General features: G+C 62.5%; 15 protein-coding genes. 9 read left to right on the forward strand and 6 right to left on the reverse strand.

The features are described from left to right. Positions 1 to 21: 21 nt before the first annotated feature. The 7 genes from LOX95_RS04175 to LOX95_RS04205 all read left to right on the forward strand — a co-directional run bounded on the left by LOX95_RS04175 (position 22) and on the right by LOX95_RS04205 (position 7377). Positions 22 to 711, forward strand: coding sequence for a TVP38/TMEM64 family protein (locus tag LOX95_RS04175; RefSeq protein WP_242913217.1), 690 nt, complete (start codon positions 22 to 24; stop codon positions 709 to 711). A 261-nt stretch (positions 712 to 972) separates the two neighbouring features. Further along, positions 973 to 2013, forward strand: coding sequence for a rod shape-determining protein (locus LOX95_RS04180; protein WP_242913218.1), 1041 nt, complete (start codon positions 973 to 975; stop codon positions 2011 to 2013). Between the two features lie 110 nt (positions 2014 to 2123). After that, positions 2124 to 3227: a rod shape-determining protein MreC gene (gene mreC / locus LOX95_RS04185; RefSeq protein ID WP_242913219.1), complete on the forward strand. Its 1104-nt coding sequence runs from the start codon at positions 2124 to 2126 to the stop codon at positions 3225 to 3227. Further along, positions 3224 to 3742: a hypothetical protein gene (locus tag LOX95_RS04190; RefSeq protein ID WP_242913220.1), complete on the forward strand. Its 519-nt coding sequence runs from the start codon at positions 3224 to 3226 to the stop codon at positions 3740 to 3742. Before mreC ends, LOX95_RS04190 begins: the two co-directional genes overlap by 4 nt. Beyond that, positions 3739 to 5724, forward strand: coding sequence for a penicillin-binding protein 2 (gene mrdA, locus LOX95_RS04195; RefSeq protein ID WP_242913221.1), 1986 nt, complete (start codon positions 3739 to 3741; stop codon positions 5722 to 5724). The genes LOX95_RS04190 and mrdA overlap by 4 nt, the downstream gene beginning before the upstream one ends. A gap of 5 nt (positions 5725 to 5729) precedes the next feature. Further along, positions 5730 to 6887, forward strand: a complete 1158-nt coding sequence (gene rodA / locus LOX95_RS04200; protein WP_242913222.1) for a rod shape-determining protein RodA — start codon at positions 5730 to 5732, stop codon at positions 6885 to 6887. A 22-nt stretch (positions 6888 to 6909) separates the two neighbouring features. Beyond that, positions 6910 to 7377 carry a DUF6173 family protein gene (locus tag LOX95_RS04205; protein ID WP_242913223.1) on the forward strand — a complete coding sequence of 156 codons (468 nt, stop codon included), beginning with the start codon at positions 6910 to 6912 and terminating at the stop codon, positions 7375 to 7377. A gap of 3 nt (positions 7378 to 7380) precedes the next feature. On the opposite strand, the gene pip is transcribed toward LOX95_RS04205, so the two are convergent. Both pip and LOX95_RS04215 read right to left on the reverse strand, forming a co-directional pair. Beyond that, complete coding sequence (pip, locus tag LOX95_RS04210) at positions 7381 to 8355, reverse strand: prolyl aminopeptidase (RefSeq protein ID WP_242913224.1); 975 nt, start codon at positions 8353 to 8355, stop codon at positions 7381 to 7383. An 11-nt stretch (positions 8356 to 8366) separates the two neighbouring features. Beyond that, positions 8367 to 8747 (reverse strand): DUF423 domain-containing protein, encoded by a 381-nt coding sequence (locus LOX95_RS04215; RefSeq protein ID WP_242913225.1) that lies wholly within the window; start codon positions 8745 to 8747, stop codon positions 8367 to 8369. 51 nt (positions 8748 to 8798) lie between these two features. Here LOX95_RS04215 and LOX95_RS04220 point away from each other — a divergent pair, with 51 nt between their 5' ends. Then, on the forward strand, positions 8799 to 9986 hold the full coding sequence (locus LOX95_RS04220) for an MFS transporter (RefSeq protein ID WP_242913226.1): 1188 nt from the start codon (positions 8799 to 8801) through the stop codon (positions 9984 to 9986). On the opposite strand, the gene LOX95_RS04225 is transcribed toward LOX95_RS04220, so the two are convergent. The 3 genes from LOX95_RS04225 to LOX95_RS04235 all read right to left on the reverse strand — a co-directional run bounded on the left by LOX95_RS04225 (position 9949) and on the right by LOX95_RS04235 (position 13434). Next, entirely contained in the window at positions 9949 to 10554 is a 606-nt protein-coding gene (locus LOX95_RS04225) for a hypothetical protein (protein WP_242913227.1), read from the reverse strand. The two genes, LOX95_RS04220 and LOX95_RS04225, sit on opposite strands and share 38 nt — an antisense overlap. 82 nt (positions 10555 to 10636) lie before the next feature. Beyond that, complete coding sequence (locus LOX95_RS04230) at positions 10637 to 13081, reverse strand: coiled-coil domain-containing protein (RefSeq protein ID WP_242913228.1); 2445 nt, start codon at positions 13079 to 13081, stop codon at positions 10637 to 10639. A 176-nt stretch (positions 13082 to 13257) separates the two neighbouring features. Continuing rightward, a complete protein-coding gene (locus LOX95_RS04235) occupies positions 13258 to 13434 on the reverse strand; it encodes a hypothetical protein (RefSeq protein WP_242913229.1) in 177 nt (58 codons plus the stop codon). Between the two features lie 153 nt (positions 13435 to 13587). Here LOX95_RS04235 and LOX95_RS04240 point away from each other — a divergent pair, with 153 nt between their 5' ends. Continuing rightward, positions 13588 to 15063 carry a phospholipase D-like domain-containing protein gene (locus LOX95_RS04240; RefSeq protein WP_242913230.1) on the forward strand — a complete coding sequence of 492 codons (1476 nt, stop codon included), beginning with the start codon at positions 13588 to 13590 and terminating at the stop codon, positions 15061 to 15063. Here the strand turns inward: LOX95_RS04240 and LOX95_RS04245 are convergent. Further along, positions 15060 to 15788, reverse strand: a complete 729-nt coding sequence (locus tag LOX95_RS04245; RefSeq protein WP_242913231.1) for an endonuclease/exonuclease/phosphatase family protein — start codon at positions 15786 to 15788, stop codon at positions 15060 to 15062. The genes LOX95_RS04240 and LOX95_RS04245 overlap by 4 nt on opposite strands. Positions 15789 to 15800 lie beyond the last annotated feature (12 nt).

Raw genomic sequence — 15800 nt, forward strand, 5'->3', positions numbered from 1 at the left:
GGCGCACGATTCATAGAGGCCTTGGCACGGCGTTGGCCGGCTATCGTCGCCGGCTTGCTGGTCCTGCTTGGGATGACCCTGCTGTTCGCTGTGGGCAAGCACCATTTCGTTGATAGTCAGGACGAGGTTACCCGCTGGCTGTCGGGATATCGGGCAGGGCCGTGGGGCGTAGTCGTGGCTTCGGCGCTTTTTACGGCTGCGGCAATCGTTGGTGCCCCCCAGTTCCTGCTGATCGGAATATGCGTGCTGGTTTTCGGACCGTGGCACGGCTTTGCCTATAGCTGGGTTGCGACCGTCGTCTCGGGGGCGATCACCTATTGGCTCGGGCGCGGGCCGGCGGCACGTTGGCTGGATCGCGTCGGTGGGGAGGGCTATGCACGCGTTCGCGCCTTCATCGGAAAAAACGCCTTCGTGGCCAGTTTCGTGATCCGCAACGTCCCGTCTGCACCCTTCGTTGTGGTCAATGCCGCCTTCGGAGCGGTGCGCGCGAACTTTTGGGGTTATCTTGCGGGATGTGCTCTAGGGAGCCTGCCCAAGACAGCAGCGATTGCCTTCTTTGGCGGATCGTTTTTGACCGCCGTAAAGGGCGATGGCGTTTGGTCATCGGCCATTCTGGCGGCAATCGCATTTGTCTGGCTGTTGATCATGGTGCTGACGAAGCAGTGGATTCGCAGCCGCCTGAGACGCGCTGGCTCAGACCTTCAGCCGTGAAAGTGAATTGTGTCGGAAAGGAGTGGGAAATCACCATCTTCCGGCCCGATTTATACCTTCGCTTGCACAAGGCGTTGATCGTATCGCTTAGGCGCTTGCAATCGTCGCATCATAAGGGCAAACCGAAACTTCAGTCGGCTTGGCAAGGGCGATCAGAAGGGCCAACACACCATTTTGGTGTGCGGGCGGGGGCATTGCCGTTGCAGACCAAATCTTTCAGTGCCCTAACAGGCTCAAAACATACATAGCGGTAACCGACGCATGTTCTCACCCCTCTTCGGCATGATCTCCAATGACATCGCGATGGATTTGGGTACGGCTAACACCCTCATCTACATGCGTGGCAAAGGGATCGTTCTGAACGAACCTTCCGTGGTTGCACTTCGCAACGTCGGCGGTCGCAAGATTGTTCACGCTGTTGGCCTCGAGGCCAAGCAGATGCTGGGCCGTACTCCGGGCCACATGGAAGCCATTCGCCCGATGCGCGATGGCGTTATCGCCGACTTCGAAGTCGCCGAGGAAATGATCAAGCACTTCATCCGTAAGGTTCACAACCGCAAGGGTTTCGTGAATCCGAAGATGATCGTCTGCGTGCCGTCGGGCGCAACCGCCGTTGAGCGCCGCGCTATTAACGACTCGTGCCTGAACGCTTCGGCCCGCCGCGTCGGCCTGATCGACGAGCCGATGGCTGCTGCTATCGGTGCCGGCCTGCCGATCCACGAGCCGACCGGCTCGATGGTTGTCGATATCGGCGGTGGTACGACCGAAGTGGCCGTTCTGTCGCTGTCGGGTATCGTCTACTCGCGCTCGGTTCGCGTGGGTGGTGATATGATGGACGACGCGCTGATCGCCTACATGCGCCGCAACCACAACCTGCTGATCGGTGAAACGACCGCAGAGCGCATCAAGAAAGACATCGGTACCGCCCGTACCCCGGCCGACGGCGAAGGCCTGTCGATCGAGGTCAAGGGTCGCGACCTGATGCAGGGCGTGCCGCGCGAAGTGAAAATGAGCGAGCGTCAAGCCGCAGAGGCTCTGGCCGAGCCGGTCTCGCAAATCGTCGAGGCCGTGAAGGTCGCTCTGGAAGCCACTCCGCCGGAACTGGCTGCCGACATCGCCGACAAGGGCATCATGCTGACCGGCGGCGGCGCTCTGCTGCGCGGTCTGGATGCTGAGATCCGCGACCACACCGGCCTGCCGGTTCAGGTTGCTGATGATCCGCTGTCTTGCGTCGCCATCGGCTGCGGCAAGGTGCTGGAGCATCCGTCGTGGATGAAGGGCATCCTGGACTCGACCCTCTAAGGTTCGACAATCCACTGGTGTGAAGGCCGATTTCGTGAGAATCGGCCTTTACTCATTTCCGAACTCCCGACGTTCGCGTCGATTCTGTAAACTTAGCAGGAAGGCTGGCCGTGGCGTTTCGCGACGGACCATTCGAGAATATCAAGTTGCCGCTGGCGTGGGCCGCCGCGGCAGTTGTTGTCGTGGGTATTATCACGGCAATCTTCATGCTGGCAGGTGGTCAGCGTCAGGCCCCGACCCGCATGTCCTATATGCGCGCTGGCGTGGAGACTGCGGCTGCGCCGGTGGGCGAAGCGCTGTCGGCCCCTGTGCGCTGGACGGGCAATGCCTTTGACTACATCGGCGGCTACTTCTTCGCGGTGTCGGAGAACCGTCGTCTGCGCGCCGAGATCGCCGAACTGAACGATTGGCGCGACGAGGCCATCGCCCTCAAAAACATCAACGCCCGCTATGAAAAGATGCTGGGCGTCCATACCGACCCGCCGATTCCCATGGTCACTGGTCGTGCTGTCACGGACACGCGCGGTCCCTTCGCTCGTGCGCGCCTGGTCAATCTGGGGCAGGGCGACGGCGTGCGTCCGGGCAATCCCGTATTGTCTGAGCATGGTCTGGTTGGTCGCATCAGTGGCGTCAGCGGCCCTGTCAGCCGCATGGTCCTGCTGACCGACGTCTCCTCGCGTATTCCGGTAATGGTGGAGCGTACTGACGCACGCGCCGTGCTGGCGGGTGATGCCAGCCGCAACCCGCGCCTAGACTATGTGCGCGGCGTCAACATGGTTCAGGAAGGCGACCGCGTCATCACCTCGGGTGATGGTGGCGGCGTCCCGCGTGGTCTGCCGGTCGGAATTGTCGCCAAGGGCGTAGACGGCTCGTGGCGGGTGAAACTGTTCAGCGAGCGTGTGGCGATCGACTATGTGCGGGTCCTGCTGTTCCAGGACTTCAACCAGCTGGTTGATCCGTCGGCGCTGAACGCCGCGCCTTTGGCTGCACTGGATTCGGCACCGGCCCCCACGCCGCAGCAAGCCGCCGCCATTGCCGACGCCACCACCCGCCGTGCAGTAGCCAACGCCGCTGCCGCAGAGCGTGCGCGTCTGGCGGAGGCTAATGCCGTGGCACGCGAGCAAGCCGAAGCCGCCGCCCGTCGCCAGCAAGAACAAGCTGCCGCCGCTGCACCGGCGGCCACGCCTGCACCAGCCGGGAATACTCCGGGATGAGGCGGCCCATATCGGTTCGGGTGGTCGGTCCTCTGGAGTGGGTCGTCTATCCGGCCCTTGCGGCCATGGCGCTGACGATCTTGCTGGCCACTCCACTGCGTCTTTTCGGACTGGCGTTGCCAGAGCCGGTGTTCCCGTTGGTGCTGGCCTTCGCATGGCCGATGATCCGGCCCAATGCCTTGGGGCCGATTGTCCTGTTCGGACTGGGACTGTTTCTGGACCTGTTCTGGGGCGGGCCGATGGGGCTTTGGGCGCTTGGTCTGTTGGTCGTCTATGGCACGATGTTGATCATGCGCATCTTCATGTCGGGCCATGCGACGATCATTAATTTCGGATTGTACGCCGGATCGGTGTTGCTGGCCTTCTTCACTGCCTATCTAGTGACGGTGCTTCAGACCGATAACGCTCCGGCTATCATTCCTCTCGTGGGCCAGATGCTGCCGACGTTGCTGCTGTTTCCGGTGGCTGACTGGTTGATGCAGAAGTTCGACGACAATGATGTGAGGTTCATGTGAGTAGTGAACCGCAACTGTTTTTCACGGATGTGAACGAGCGTCAGGGTTCGTTCCTGCGCCGCACTGTGGTGCTGGGGGGAGCGACTCTGGGCGGCTTGGGGCTGCTGGTCGGGCGACTGGCCCAACTCCAGATCGTTCAGGCTGACGAATACGCTACTCTGGCCACGAACAACCAGTTCAACTTCCGCCTCGTGCCGCCGCCGCGCGGCCTGATCAAAGATCGCAACGGGGTGGTGGTTGCCGGCAACCGGCCCAGCTTCCGCGTACTGGTCGTTCGCGACGAAACCAAGGACCTGGACCAGACGCTGGATATTTTGGGGCGGCTGTTGCCCGATACGCTGGAGCGTCGCCGCAATATCATCCGCGAAGTCAACGCCGCGCCGCGCTTCTCGCCGGTTCCGGTTAAGAGCGATCTGTCGTGGGAAGAGTTCGCCAAGGTCAATCTGCACGCGGCCGATCTGCCCGGCATCATGGCCGATATGAACGAGGCTCGTTACTACCCCCACGGCGGTGCCTATGCCCATGTGGTGGGGTATGTAGCGAAGGTCTCGGACAACGACGTCAAGGCGCTGCGCGAACGCGGCGAGGAAGTTCCGTCGATCCTCTACAACCCCGGCTACCGGATCGGTCGTCAGGGCATCGAAAAGGCGCTCGACGAACAACTACGTGGCGAGGCGGGCGGAAACCGGGTTGAGGTTGACGTTCGTGGCCGTGTGGTTGCCGAGGACATGGCTGGCTCCAAGCCGCCGGTCCAGGGGGCCGAGGTCGTCCTGACGCTCGATAACGATATCCAGCAGCGTGCCCTCGAAGTGTTCGGTGAGGAAGCGGGCAGCATCGTCGTCATGGATGTGCGCAACGGCGACATCCTTGCAATGGTGTCATCGCCATCCTTCGACCCGAACCTGTTCGTTTCGGGTGTTCCGTCGCGCATTTATCGCGCGCTTGCCGATTACGAGCGCCGTCCGCTGACCGATAAGGCGTTGTCGGGTACGTTCGCGCCCGGCTCGACCTTCAAGCCCGTGGTCGGTCTGGCCGCGATGAAGCGCGGTGTGGACCCGAACCGACGCATTGTTTGCAACGGCAGCTTCTATCTGGGGCGCCGCTTTGCCTGCCTGGGCCGACATGGCGCATTGGATCTGCGCGGCGCGCTGAAGGCGTCTTGCAACGTCTATTTCATGACGCTGGCTACCGAGATGGGCCCTGACGCGATTGCTGAGGCCGCCCGCGATATGGGCTTTGGCCAAACCTTTGATATCGGCATTTCGGGACAGAAGGCGGGCCTCGTGCCTGACCGCGAGTGGCGCCGGAAGAATCCGGTGCGCGGTGACGCCAAATGGTATCCGGGCGAAACCCCCAGCTACGGTATCGGGCAGGGCGCACTGACGGTCAATGCGCTGCAGCTTGCGGTCTATACCGCGCGTATCGCCAATGGCCGCAAGGCAGTCGTGCCGCGTCTGATCAAGTCCATCGGCGGGGTCGAGCAACAGACCAGCGCGTTTGCGGACCTGCCGTATGATCCGAATATGTTCCAGGTCCTGCGCGACGGCATGGAAGCCGTGACTGCAGCGGGTGGTACGGGCTTCCGGAACAGCCAGTTGGGCCTTGGCACTGTGAAAATGGCAGGCAAGACCGGCACGGCGCAGGCTCGTAACTATGGGGCCGGTTCGCGTAAGGGCGCAGGTCGTCCGTGGGCCCAGAAGGACCACAACCTGTTCGTCGCCTATGCGCCCACCGACAACCCTCGCTATGCCGTTTCGGTCATTGTCCAGCACGGCGGTCTGGGCGGCGGCACCGCCGGTGCGCCGCGAGCGCGCGAGGTCATGAAGATTGCCCTCCTGAAGGATCCCGAAATCCGCGCCCGTATCGAGCAATCGGGCTTCGAGGTGCAGGAAGATGCCGGTGCACTCGAGGCCGAGGCGCGGGGCGAGCCTGACAACATCGTGGCGACCAATCCTGCCACCCCGCCGCCGCTTGTGGAGTAGGGAAGATGACGGCATCCGCCCTGACGCGTCCTGGTGAGCGCGAGCGTCTTTCGACCAAACTGACCCAGATCGACTGGCGTATTGTCGGCCTGCTGACCTTCCTCGCGGGGGTTGGCACGCTGATGCTGTACTCGCTTGGCAAGCTGTCGTGGGAGCCGTGGGCCGCCAAGCATCTCATCCGCTATGCAGTCCTGCTGCTGGCTATGCTGGGGCTGGCGCTGGTCCATCCCAAGTGGTGGTTCCGCTCGGCCTATCCGCTGTATGGCGTCTTGCTCGTGATGGTCGCCTTGGTGGATTTTACTCCGCTCGGCTACACGGCAGGCGGTGCGAAGAACTGGCTAAATCTGGGTGTCATCCGCATCCAGCCCGCCGAGTTTATGAAGCTGGGCTTGGTGTTGGCCCTAGCGCGCTGGTATCACAGCCACTCGGCCCAAGAGGCCCGTTGGTCTTGGAAGCTGCTCATTCCCGCAGGCATGATCGGGGTGCCGTTTGTACTCGTCGCGGCCCAGCCTGACCTAGGGTCGGCTATGATCATCGGCCTGACGGGTGCTGCGGTAATGGTGCTGGCGGGCTTGAGCTGGCGCGCTATCGGGGCGGCAGCGGCCGCTGCGGTCGCGATCATTCCGCCCTTCGTGATGTTCGTGATGCACGACTATCAACGCAACCGAGTGTTGAACTTCCTTAATCCGGAGATGGACCCCTCGGGCACAGGTTACAACATCATCCAGTCCAAGATCGCGCTGGGCTCAGGCGGCCTGATGGGCAAGGGCTTTGGCCTCGGGAGCCAGAGCCAGTTGGAGTTCCTGCCAGAGCGCCATACCGACTTCATTTTCTCGACGGTATCGGAAGAGTTCGGCTTCCTCGGTTCATTCACCGTGCTAGCGGCCTATGCGGCGCTGATCCTGATCGCGCTGCGGATTGCGGCCCTGTCGCACAGCCACTTTGGACGCATCGCCAGTTCGGGGATGACGGCCTTCGTGGCGCTGTTCGTCCTGATCAACGGGGCTATGGTCATGGGTCTGGCACCTGTGGTCGGCGTGCCCATGCCGATGCTGTCCTATGGCGGCTCGGGTATGATGACGGTGATGATCGGGTTCGGTTTGGTTATGTCGGTGCGCGTCCACCGCTATGCCGAACTGCCTAAAGGGCATGGCCTGTTCTAACAACGGTCGCTAGGGTAGGGGCATGACCGAGCCACTACCCAAGGCCGATCCGGCCATGTTTTCCGATTGCGGCGACACCCCGTGCCCGCAGCCTGTGACCGCAGACCCTGCCAACGCCAACGCCGTTCAGGACATGTCCGTCCGCATGCGCGACAATCCGGCAGAGTGGGCGTTTGTGCGCCTGTCCAAACTCATTCAGGAGTTTGAGGCCAACCTCAACAAAGACGAGGAAATCGGGGCCACCGTCGTCGGTTTGCCCGGAGATGGCACGATGCAGATCGTCGATGTCGGGTTTTGGGGGCCGGACTTGATCATGTTCTTTGGCCGGAACGTGGACGGAAAGCCTGTCCGGCTGATCCAGCATTACACCCAGCTCAATGTGGTGCTGAGTGCGGTCCGCAAGCCGGAAGATCAGGCTGAACCCAATCGCATCGGCTTCCGTCTGGACGAGTTGGTGAAAAGCACCAACCCGTCCTTGGGACGTCCGTAAAGATTACTGCTTCGCGGCCCAGTCGGTGCCGCGGATCAGGCTGTCGACGATGCCCGGCTCGCTGGAGGCGTGGCCTGCGTCGCCGATGATCTCAAGCTTGGCCTCGGGGAACGCACGGTGCAGGGCCCATGCGCCCGATGCGGGTGTCACTACGTCCCAACGACCTTGAGCGATCCACGTCGGGATATGGCGGATTTTTTCGACGTTTTCGATGATCCAGTTTTCGCTGTTGAAGAAGCCGCCGTTGGTGAAGTACCAGTTCTCGATGCGCGCAAAGGCGACGGCGAACTCCGGATCACCGAACTTGTCCGGTGCACCTGCCGCGCCGGCGACCGTGACGGTGTTGCCTTCCCATGTGGCCCACGCCACGGCGCAGCGATTGCGCTCTTCGATGTTGTCACCCGTCAGGCGCTTGTAATAGGCGGCCATCAGATTATCGCGCTCGTCCTCGGGGATCGGCGCGAGGAAGTCCTCCCACAGGTCGGGGTGAATCATCGATGCCCCGTCTTGATAGAACCAGTGCAGCTCTTTCTTCGTCATCAGGAAGATGCCGCGCAGCACCAAAGCGCGCGTGCGCTCGGGGTGTTTGATCGCATAGGTCAGCGACAGGGTTGAGCCCCATGAGCCGCCAAACACGACCCATTTGTCGATACCCAGCAGCTCGCGGATGGCCTCGATATCGTTCACCAGATCCCACGTCGTATTGTTCTCGAGGCTGGCGTTCGGGCGCGACAGGCCGCAACCACGCTGGTCGAACATGACGATGCGATAGACTGCCGGATCGAAAAAGCGGCGCATACCCGGATTGACCGCACCGCCCGGACCGCCGTGCAGCACGATGACAGGAATGCCCTGCGGATTGCCGCTCTCTTCCCAATAGATTTCGTGGACGCTGTCCGTCTTCAGCCAGCCGTGATTGTTCGCTTCGATCTCGGGATACAGGTCGCGGCGGGGGGCGGTGATTGGAGGAAAGGCCATGAGGGTTCTTTCTACAGGTTACGCGATGAGCTCACCGTGCGGCGCACAGCGTGCCCGGCCAGCAACAGCCAGCCCAGAATCATCAAACTGCCGCCGATCGGGGCGACGGCTCCCATGAAGCGAAGTCCGGCCAGAGCCAGCAAAGTAAGAGCCGAACAGAACACCAAGCCGCCCGACGCCGCAAGCCAGCCTGCTATCCGTCCGGCACGACCGGAATCGGGCCAAAAGCCAATGGCGGCGGCCAATACAGCGTGGACCATTTGGTACTGTCCGCCGGTCTGCAGCAGCTCAGCTTGGGAACTGGCGACCCCGTGGGCACCAAATGCGCCGATGGCGACGGACATAGCCCCGTTCAGGGCGGCGAAAACGATGAGGTTTTTGTTCGCTCTCATGACCAAGGTTTAGACTACATCCGGCCTAAAGTCTCTGCTACCGGCCCGCGCATGAATTCGGCAGCTCGCGTCTCCCTGCAATATGCACTCCTGTTCGGCACCACTGGTGTGGTCATGCCGTTCGCAGCCTTGTGGCTGGCTTCCACCGGTATGATAGGGGCGCAAATCGGCCTTCTGTTGGCTCTGCCGATGGTGGGGCGACTGGCGACGGGGCCGCTGTTAGCGGTCTGGGCCGACGGGTTCAAACACCGCAAGACCGCCATTGCCCTCCTAGGACTGGCCATGGCTGCGGGCTATGGCGGAGCCGCGCTGGTCGACAGCACACTTCTGCGCGGTGCGTTCTGGTTCATCGGGGCGACGGCCTGTGCGGCCATCATTCCGCTCGTGGACGTTCTGACGTTGCGGGTCGCCAAACGCGACGGCTATCCCTTCAGCCTGCCTCGGGGATTTGGCTCTCTGGCTTTCGTTATGGCCAATGTCGGAATGGGGGCGCTGCTGACGCAGTGGTCAGAGCAGGCGGTGATCGTATGGATTGTGGCCGCCAGCACGCTGTGCACGATGGTGTCGCTGCTCGTTCTGCCTGCTTTGCCGGTGACCGAGGATGGGCTTACCCAGTCGGGTAGGGAGCGTTTCCGCGGACTGGGTCGCTTGCTGAAGAACCGCACCTTCATGGCCGCTGTGCTGGGCGTTGGCGCTATTCAGGCCGCCCACGGCTTCTATTACAGCTTCTCCGCCATCCTCTGGAAACAGCAGGGCATTCCCGAGAGCACTACCGGTCTGCTTTGGGCCTTTGCCGTCGCGGGCGAGATTGTCTTTATGTGGCTGATCGACCCGTGGCGTCGCAAGATCGGGATCGGACCGTTCACGTTGGTTATCATCGGCGGCATGGCCGCTGTCGCACGCTGGCTGTTTATGGCCGGAGAGCCGTCGGTTGGGTGGCTTCTGCCGCTACAGGCACTGCATGCCTTCACCTTCGCCGCTGTTTATCTGGGCAGCGTGGAGATCGTCGACACGCTTAGCCCGCGTCAGGATCACACCTCGTCGCAGACGCTGGCGTCCATGCTTTCCTCGGGCCTGATGACGGGTCTGGCGACAGCCGCATCCGGTCCGATCTTTGATCGTTGGGGCGGTGCTGGCTATCTGCCTATGGCGGGCTTGGCCGTCGTGGGGGTCTTCGCGGTTATGGCAGTACGCGCCGAGGTCAGGCGCGGCCTGCCCCAAATCGCGGAGCCTGCGTAAAGTTCTGCGTCATTACAATGACGGCGCTCTTCACCGCCTGCGCGATGGAGGCTTCCGTCATGGAAGCGGGGAAGCGCAGAAGCGCCACCGGAGGGGTTTCCAGAGATTCCCCGATCCGGTTCAGCAAGCCGTAAAGCAGCTCGCTGCCCTCGTCGGGCTCATGCTCGGAAGAGGCGACGATCGAGACGTGGGCCTTGGCGACGGCATCGAGGATATCAGCCGCCGGACCGGTCGAGCGGACTACGCCGGGGCCGTCAGCGGAAATCCGTATGCCGTTCTGGTGCGGGATTTCGGCCCGCAGCTGCAGGCGGGCGGCGCCTTCGTGGCGGGTATGTCCGATCAACAGCACGGCCCGGGCGTCACGGCTCAATAACCGCTCGGCCAAGCTTTCCGCCAAGCTGGCGATGTTGCTGTCACCTTCGACGAGTTCGGTCTGGACGCCTTCGGGTTGCCACGGCACGCCGGACAGGTCCTCGACCAGATCCCATGCAGGGTTGGTAGAGGACCAGTTGCAGATCAGGATAGTTGGACGACGGTCATCGTGCGCGGACTGCGTTGAAAGAGCCATCAGCTAAGCTACTCCTGCCCATTGCCCGGGAAAGCTGCATATAGAGGCCAAAGCGGTCAACCCCCTGTATAGGTTGCGCCGATCAGCGATTATCGTTCAGCGCCGCATCATAGATGAGGAAGGCGCGGCCATCGTCCGTTGCCAGCCGTGCGTTGACCGTGTGCTGGTCATCGCCGTACTCGGCCAGCGCAGCAGCATAACGCTCTACATAGCCGAGGATGTCGCGGTGCAGCTCCTGATCGGCGGTGACGCGGCGGTTGACGCTGCGGACGGCGGCGGGGGCCACGCGGCGCACGATCTGGCGGGCGCGCGTGACATCCTGACGGGCCAGAGCGTAGGCGGCGTCTTCGATGCGGGCGCGTGGCAGAAGGGCATTCGGGTCCACGCCCATACGACGGATGGCAGACACGGCGCGCTCGGTCAGAACGCTCATCGCCACGGGGGCCGGTGGGACCGGCTCTGCATAGGATGATGCCCAAGGGGCCGACTGAGCGGGAGCACGCGTCTCGTGGAGCGGCGGGGCGGGGCGCAGCGGAATGCGGGGGGACAGGTCGTCTGCCGGCGCGTGCGGTTCGTTGGGCGTAGAGCCCATCAGGCGCACCGCCTCGTTGACCATCTCGTAGTTCTTACGAACGCGATCCTGGAAGCCCATGTCCAGCGCTTCAGCCTCGGCGGCGGCGCGGCGGGAGGCATCGGTCAGGCTGGCAAGGCTTTGTTCTGCGGTCTGGCGGACTGCGGCCATGCGCTGGGCCGCTTCTTCGGGCAGACGTGCTGTACGGTCATCCAGATCACGAACCGAGGTCTCGATACGGCCCAATGCCTCGTTCATGCGCTGGGTCAGTGTTTCCAGACGCGACATGGCTTCCATGCCAGTGTGGTCCACCAGTTTGAGGGTCTCATCGACAATGCGGCGCGCACCGGCGATGCGCGACTCTGCCGCGTCATCGGCCTGACGGGCCGCGTCGAACAGGCTCTCGCCCAGTCGGTCGGCACGGATCTGGGCTTGTTGCAGCGCTTGTTCGGCCAGTTGGCGCTGTTCAAGAGAAGCGCGGTTCAGGGTTTCGACGGCAGCGCGGGTTTCCGCCAGCAGACGGTCGCGGCTTTCGGCGGCCAGCGCCTCGAACTTGTCGAGCGACAGCTTGGTCGCGGCGTCGAAGCCTTCGGCCTCTCGTTGGGACATGTTCACCAGCGTTCGGAACTGCTCGAGAACGGCCTCGACCTGATTTTTGATGCCCTCGGCAATCTGGTCGCCGGTTTGGTTTAGATCGTTGGCCGCCGTGCGCGTCACGCTGAGGTGGTCGATAAACTGGGCGCGCTGGCTTTCGATCTGGGCTGCAAAGTCTTCCTGATCGGTGCGCAGCGAATAGGCGGCGGTGACAAGGGCGGCGCGTTGCTGGCTCAGACCATCTTCAACGGCCTTGATCTGTTCGCTGACGCCGGTGCCGGCGGTTTCCAGACGCAGGGTCTGGCGGCCAAGGTCTTCGGCGGCGACACGGGCGGCGTCCTGCGCCTCGTTGGCGGCGGCTGCAAGGTCGGCTGCACGGGCTGCGAGGGCAGCCTCGGCTTCGCGCAGTTGGGCCTGCGCCATGTCCGAAGCTTCAACAACCATTTGAGCCTGACGCTGAACGGCGTCCGCAACCGACAGTGCCTTGCTGTCCAGAGTTTCGCCCAGCGTTGCCAGCTGCTGGCGCTCGTCGCCCATGGTCCGGGTGATATTCTGGGTCGCGGCCTGGGCGGTGCGCGCGGCATCGGACAGGCGGGTCGCTTCGGTCAGAAGGATTTCGCGCAGCTGCGTCAGTTCCTGACGCGCGCGCTCTGCCATACCGGCGGCTTCGTCGATGTCGGTTCGGAGCGAGGCGACAATGCCGGACGTTTGCTGTGCACCGTAGAGCGTGGGGGCTACCAGGGCATCAGCCAGTTCACGCGCGCGGTTGCTCTCGTAAGCCAGCGCAGAGCCTAGGCGCAGCGCATGGGCCAACAGGAAGGCAAGTCCCACAGGCGCAACCGCGATGAGGGCGTAAACCGCAATGCGGATGGGCTCCAGATCCACCATGCCGGAGCCAAACTCATAGGCGAACCATGAGCCGATGCCGCCCACCCACAAGGCCGAACCAATGATGGCGAAGGCATAGGCCGCGCTACTGCGGGCAGGGGTATTTCTCTTTGTCTTGGCAACCTTGGTGGCCTTGGTCGATGCGACCGCGGGCTGTGTCTCGTTCGGTGCAGTTAGCGGACCGTCCGCACTTTCGGCCAAGGGCGAGAGGAACTGGTTCTGGCGTTCTGCGTCACGGCTGCGCTGCTCGGCCTGACGTTGCTGCTCGGCCAGACGGCGGCGCTGACGTTCGGACATGGGGCGCGCATAGGGATCGGGCTTGGGCTCGACGGCCTCGGCCTTCTTTTCCGGCTGGGGCGGGATGGCGTCAATCGGCGTATCGAACGGGTCGTTCAGAGGCGCGTTGTCGATATCCGCTGCGCCAGTCGCTGCAGAGGTTTCTGACGAGGTTTCTGGCCGATGGGGTGTCGTCATGGGCGTCAATCTCGGTCGGCTATGCGTCGGTGGGCAGGATCGAAGCTAGGACCCTAGACGCTAGCAGGAGCCGCGCAAAGCCGCATATGGCTGAAATTTGCGAAGAAATAGGCGGAAAACTGAGGGAAACCGGCCGTTCGTTCGCCCGGATAGCCGAAGAATCAGGGCTTCAGACGTCAGCAGGTCTTGCTGGCGTTTGCTTTCCCGGCTTCATCCGGCGAAGAATGACATTCCGGCAAGCGCTTGATTTCCAAGGGCTGCGACACGCGATCGATATTCAAGCCGAACTGGGCAAGGGCCGCAGCGGCTAGGAAGGCAACAATGCCTGCTAGAAAATCGATCAACATCTTCATGCGGCATTCATGCCAGAAGTTGTGAGTTGCGGCAATCTCTGGGCGGCATAAGGTCCGCATTGCGCGCGTTTTTTACGATCTTGCGGAACCTTGTCACGCGGCTGTCGCTGATCAGGTGTTGGTGGGCAAGTGGCTGTTACGACCGGGGGGGATATGCTTAGGCGCACAGTATATGACCACTCCCTCCTGATCGAGGGGGATGCCATCTGGCGAACGGCTGTAGCGGGGCGGCTGTCTCCGCTGATGGAGAACGATACCTATTTCGAAGCCCTAAGCGCGGCTTTGGAAAAGGCGGAAAAGTCAGTGTTGGTTCTGGGTTGGCAGTTCGATCCGCGGACGCGCCTTGATCCCCAGTCCCCCAGTGACGAACGCCGATTTGAAATCGGCGAGCGGCTCAAATCCATGGTGAAGCAGAGGCCGGAGCTTGAAGTTCGCCTGTTGATCTGGCGCTCGCCGATCCTGATTGCCGCCTCTCAGGGGTTCTATCCGCACAAGGCGCTCAAATTCTTCAACAAGCGCATGGTTCAGCTGGAACTAGAGGGTGTGGGCCTTCTCGGAGCCTGCCATCACCAGAAGGTGGTGGTCATCGACGATAAGGTGGCCTTCTGCGGCGGCGGTGATATCTCGGTCGACCGCTGGGACGAGGAGGGACACTTCAGTGGTGATCCCCGCCGCTGCATGCCGTCCGGCCTGATCCCTTCACCGCGCCATGAGTGGATGAGCGTTGTCGACGGCGATGCGGCCAGAATGCTGGGCGATCTCGTACGCCAGCGCTGGGCGATGGCAACAGAGGAGGCCCTGCCAACGGTTCAGACCGATGGTGACCCGTGGCCGGACCACGTCGCGCCGATCTTTACCGATATTCCTGTCGGGTTGTCCCGCACCTATCCGGCCGTGAAGGGGCGCGATGAGGTGAGGGAAAACGAAGCTTTACATCTTGAAGCAATACGTGCGGCTAAATCTCTGATTTACATGGAAAATCAGTACTTCACTTCACCTTTGATCGCCTCCGCCATTGCCGAGCGTTTGGCCGAACCGGATGGCCCCGAAGTGGTGTTGGTCTCAACCGGACGCAGCCCGTCCTGGTTCGATGGTTTGACCATGGATACGGCGCGGGCGGAGGTGCTGTGGCGATTGGAAAAAGCAGATGTGCACGACCGCTTCTTCTCCTTCTATCCGGTGACCCGTCGAGGCGACCGGATCATCGTCCACGCCAAGATGACCATTGTGGACGACAAGCTGATGCGGATCGGGTCCAGCAATCTCAACAACCGCTCGATGGGGCTGGATACTGAATGCGACCTATCGTTCGAGGCTCGTGACGAGACCGAGCGCACTGCCATCCGCCGGCTTCGCCAGCACTCGCTAGGGCATTTTATCGGTGTTTCGACCGACGACTTTGCCGAGGCCGAAAGCCTGATGGGGGGTGTGGGGCGATCTGTCGCCACCTTCGGTCAGGCCCGTATGCGGGCGATGGGGCTGCGCCAACCTACGGGGATTGAGCGCATGTTTGCCGAATGGCAGTTGGGCGACCCGCTCTCCGCACACGATGCGTGGCGGCCTTGGAGGCGACGTCATCTGACGCGCGCCACCCGTCCGCGTTCCGAAGGCGGCACGGCGGCCGGTTAAGCGGCGATCTCGAAATCCATCACCAACGGAAGATGATCGGAAGCCACCCGTGCCAACGGGCTGGTCGGCACCCGGATGCCAGTGACGCGGATATGCGGACTGATGAACAGATGGTCGATCCGTATCGCCGGGAAAGCGGACGGGAAGGTCTTGATGGACGGTTTCAGCCCCAGAACCCGCTGGGCGTCCTTCAGGTGGCGGGTCAGCTCGCCATAGGGGCGGGTGATGGACGTCGCGTTGAAATCACCGGCGAGGATCGTTGGGCCCTCGCACGCGCCCACCCATTCTCGGCTGGAAAGGGCGGCGGCCTGTTTGCGCTGTTCGCGCGGCACAAGACCCAGATGGGTGTTGATGATGTTCAGCCAATGCTCGCCAATCTGGATGCGCGACCAGACCGCGCCCCGAGGTTCCAGACCCCTAATGCCGGTTACCGATGGCAGGCTGTCAGCGCGGACGAGCGTTTCGGGCAGGCGCGAGAGAATGGCGTCGCCATACTGCTCGGCCTCGATCCGCATGGCCGGGTGAAACCGCGAAGTCATATTCAAACGCTGGGCCAGTTCGGCGGCCTGATCGACGCTGCCGGTCCGCAGGCGCCCGACGTCCAGTTCCTGAAGACAGACGATGTCGGCATCTTCATCGGCAATGACATCGGCGATGCGCGCGACGCTTAATGTCCGGTCTGTGCCCACGCAGCGGTGGACATTGTAGGTAAGCAGTCTGGGCATGACCGTATGAAA

The sequence above is a fragment of the Brevundimonas pishanensis genome, from assembly GCF_022750635.1.
Classification (GTDB): Bacteria; Pseudomonadota; Alphaproteobacteria; order Caulobacterales; family Caulobacteraceae; genus Brevundimonas; species Brevundimonas pishanensis.

Bases quoted from the DNA above. Each gene is read 5' to 3' on its own strand.
- LOX95_RS04230 (WP_242913228.1), bottom strand. From the start codon at position 13,081: ATGACGACACCCCATCGGCCAGAAACCTCGTCAGAAACCTCTGCAGCG.
- LOX95_RS04180 (WP_242913218.1), top strand. From the start codon at position 973: ATGTTCTCACCCCTCTTCGGCATGATCTCCAATGACATCGCGATGGAT.
- LOX95_RS04240 (WP_242913230.1), top strand. From the start codon at position 13,588: ATGCTTAGGCGCACAGTATATGACCACTCCCTCCTGATCGAGGGGGAT.
- pip (WP_242913224.1), bottom strand. From the start codon at position 8,355: ATGGCCTTTCCTCCAATCACCGCCCCCCGCCGCGACCTGTATCCCGAG.
- LOX95_RS04220 (WP_242913226.1), top strand. From the start codon at position 8,799: ATGAATTCGGCAGCTCGCGTCTCCCTGCAATATGCACTCCTGTTCGGC.
- LOX95_RS04190 (WP_242913220.1), top strand. From the start codon at position 3,224: ATGAGGCGGCCCATATCGGTTCGGGTGGTCGGTCCTCTGGAGTGGGTC.
- LOX95_RS04225 (WP_242913227.1), bottom strand. From the start codon at position 10,554: ATGGCTCTTTCAACGCAGTCCGCGCACGATGACCGTCGTCCAACTATC.
- rodA (WP_242913222.1), top strand. From the start codon at position 5,730: ATGACGGCATCCGCCCTGACGCGTCCTGGTGAGCGCGAGCGTCTTTCG.
- LOX95_RS04245 (WP_242913231.1), bottom strand. From the start codon at position 15,788: ATGCCCAGACTGCTTACCTACAATGTCCACCGCTGCGTGGGCACAGAC.
- LOX95_RS04215 (WP_242913225.1), bottom strand. From the start codon at position 8,747: ATGAGAGCGAACAAAAACCTCATCGTTTTCGCCGCCCTGAACGGGGCT.
- LOX95_RS04235 (WP_242913229.1), bottom strand. From the start codon at position 13,434: ATGAAGATGTTGATCGATTTTCTAGCAGGCATTGTTGCCTTCCTAGCC.
- LOX95_RS04205 (WP_242913223.1), top strand. From the start codon at position 6,910: ATGACCGAGCCACTACCCAAGGCCGATCCGGCCATGTTTTCCGATTGC.